The sequence below is a fragment of the Chishuiella sp. genome (assembly GCF_032109125.1).
Lineage (GTDB): Bacteria > Bacteroidota > Bacteroidia > Flavobacteriales > Weeksellaceae > Empedobacter.
The window spans coordinates 3,498-6,237 of record NZ_DAMCLZ010000028.1 but is presented as its reverse complement, the minus strand read 5'-3'; the positions used below and the strand labels follow the sequence as shown (position 1 = coordinate 6,237).

The window sequence follows — 2,740 nt, the reverse complement described above, 5'->3', positions numbered from 1 at the left end:
ATGAATTTCTACTTCAATTCAATAATAAATAATTAACAAAGATTATAATAGAAAATCTACACAAATAAATCGTTAAAAATAAAAAAACAGCAACTAGAAAATTAATTCTTGTTGCTGTTTGTTTTGATATTATTTAATTTTTGTAATTAAACATTATTGCCATCCTCCTCCAACGGCACGATATAATTCTACCATTGAGTTAAGTGATGCAAGTTTTGCATTTACAATACTAAGTTCTGCATTTAGTCCATTATCTCTTGCTGTGATAACATCTAAATAATTAACCATACCATAATTCAACAATTCTTCTGAATTTTTGATTGCATTATCGTATGATTTAAACTCTTTCTCTTTTAGATCTGCTTTTTTAACTGCTGCATCATAATTATATAATGCATCAGAAACTTCTTTACTTGCTGTTAATATTTTATTTCTATAATTTATTAAAGCAATTTCTTGATTTGCTAAAGCAACTTCTTTCTGTGTTCTCAACTTACGTTGTTGCAAAATAGGTTGAGTTAGACCTGCTATTACTGATGAAAATACTGATTGGGCATCAAATAATTTTTCTATGTGAATACCTTGTATACCTGAATTTGCAGTGATTGTAAGTGATGGATAAAAGTTCGCATTTGCTATATTTACACTTTCGAATGAATTAATTAATCCAAACTCTGCTGCTTTTACATCGGGTCTATTCTCTAACAATTGTGCTGGAACTCCAACTGATAATTGAGCATTAATCACTTGAGATTCTAAACTGGATCTATCTATTTTTTCAGGATTAGCTCCTAATAAAACACTTAGAATATTCTCATTTAATTTGATATTATTCTCTACATCAACCAATTGGGATTTTACATTATAAAGTTGTGCATCTGTTTGGTTTACTGCAACTTCTGTAACTGTTCCTGCTTCTTTTAAAGCTTTTGTTGTTTCTAAACTTTGCTCTCTATTGATGAGTGTTTGATCTAAAATTTTCTTCTGTTCATCTAAAGCTAATAATGTATAATATGAATTAGCTATTGATGCCACTATTTGAGATTTAACTGCTTTGTGAGCTTCTATAGTTTGTAAATAAGTAGCGGCTACTCCACGTTGATTACTTCTTATTTTTCCCCAAATATCAGCTTCCCAACTCAAACTTCCTGAAAGTTCATATTGGCTCAAATATTGTTTTCCCATTAAAGCTCCAAACTGTGTGTTGGCAGATGTTACTGTATTGGTATATTTTGGACCAATTGTTAGTGTTGGTAAATACCCTGCTTTTCCTTGTTTTGCATACGCCTCTGCTACTGCAACATTTTGCAGCGCTGTTCGTATATCTAAATTATTTTGTAAACCTTGATTAATCAAAGCTTGTAATTGTGAGTCTGTAAAAATTTCTTTCCAAGAAACTGAAGCTACACTAACACTATCTTTAGAAATAACATCTGTTCTAAAGTTAGCTTCGTTTACAACAGTAGCTGGACGTTTGTAGTCTTTTGCTACAAAACAGGATTGAACAGCGAACAATCCAGCTGCGATTAAAGTAATATTTAATATTCTATACTTTTTCATAATTAGATTGAATTATTATGTTCAATTTCTTCTTGTGGACGATCAAATTTCATTGGTTTAATTTTCTCCTGAAGCGTTTGGAAAATAACAAACAATACTGGTATAACAAATAAACCTAAAACAGTTCCTATTAATAATCCAAAGGCAGCTCCTGTTCCTACTGATCGGTTACCTGCTGAAGAAACACCTTGTGCTACTACTAATGGCATTAATCCTAAAATAAATGCGAAAGATGTCATTAAAATTGGACGTAAACGTGCTTTAGCTCCATCTATAGCGGCTTGTACTATTGTCATTCCATGAGCTCGTCGTTGTAAAGCAAACTCAACAATCAAAATTGCATTCTTCGCTAATAAACCTACCAACATGATTAAGGCTATTTGAAAATAAATATTATTTTCTAATCCTGCTAACCATTGTGATAAATAAGCCCCCATAATACCACATGGTACAGATAATAATACTGCTAATGGTAAGATATAAGACTCATATTGAGCTGATAATATGAAATAAACGAAAACAATACATAATGCAAAGATTAATACTGTTTGAGAACCTGAGTTAACCTCTTCTCTAGTTAATCCTGTAAAATCTGTTCCATTACTACTTGTTAAAACTTCTTTATTTACTTCATTAATGGCATTAATGGCATCTCCTGTTGAATAACCAGGATTTACTGCTCCTGTTATATTGGTATTTGTAAATAAATTAAAACGGTTTACTGAGTTAGGTCCATAAACTCTATTTAATGATACAAACTGAGAAACTGGTGTCATAGACCCATCTGAGGTTTTTACATACATTTGATTTAAACTCATTTCATTGATTCGATCTTCTGGTAAAGATTGTATATAAACACGATATTGTTTACCAAAACGAGTAAAATCTGCAGCATACAACCCTCCTATATAACCTTGTAATGTAGAGAAAATTGAACTTACACTTACTCCTGATTGTTTCGCTCTTTCTACATTTACATCTAACTCATATTGAGGATAATTTGTATTTAATGAAGATTGTGCATATTGAATTTCTGGTCTTTGCATTAAAGCTCCAATGTATTCATTTGCTACTTTATTAAAATCATTAATATCTCCTCCTGTTTTATCCATTAATTTTAATTCAAAACCTGATGACATCCCAAAACCAGGAATTGCAGGTTGTTGGAAGAAAATCATTT

At 31.0% G+C, this 2,740-nt stretch carries 2 protein-coding genes; both read right to left on the bottom strand.

The genetic code is table 11. From position 1 onward, the window contains the following. Positions 1-153: 153 nt before the first annotated feature. A complete protein-coding gene (locus RT575_RS15455; RefSeq protein WP_313582032.1) occupies positions 154-1,560 on the bottom strand; it encodes an efflux transporter outer membrane subunit in 1,407 nt (468 codons plus the stop codon). A gap of 2 nt (positions 1,561-1,562) precedes the next feature. After that, positions 1,563-2,740, bottom strand: a 1,178-nt coding sequence (locus RT575_RS15450; protein WP_313582031.1) for an efflux RND transporter permease subunit, incomplete at its 5' end; no start/stop codon positions are given.

What these genes read in the sequence shown, in the direction of transcription:
- RT575_RS15455 (WP_313582032.1), bottom strand. Translation starts at nt 1,560, where the DNA reads ATGAAAAAGTATAGAATATTAAATATTACTTTAATCGCAGCTGGATTG.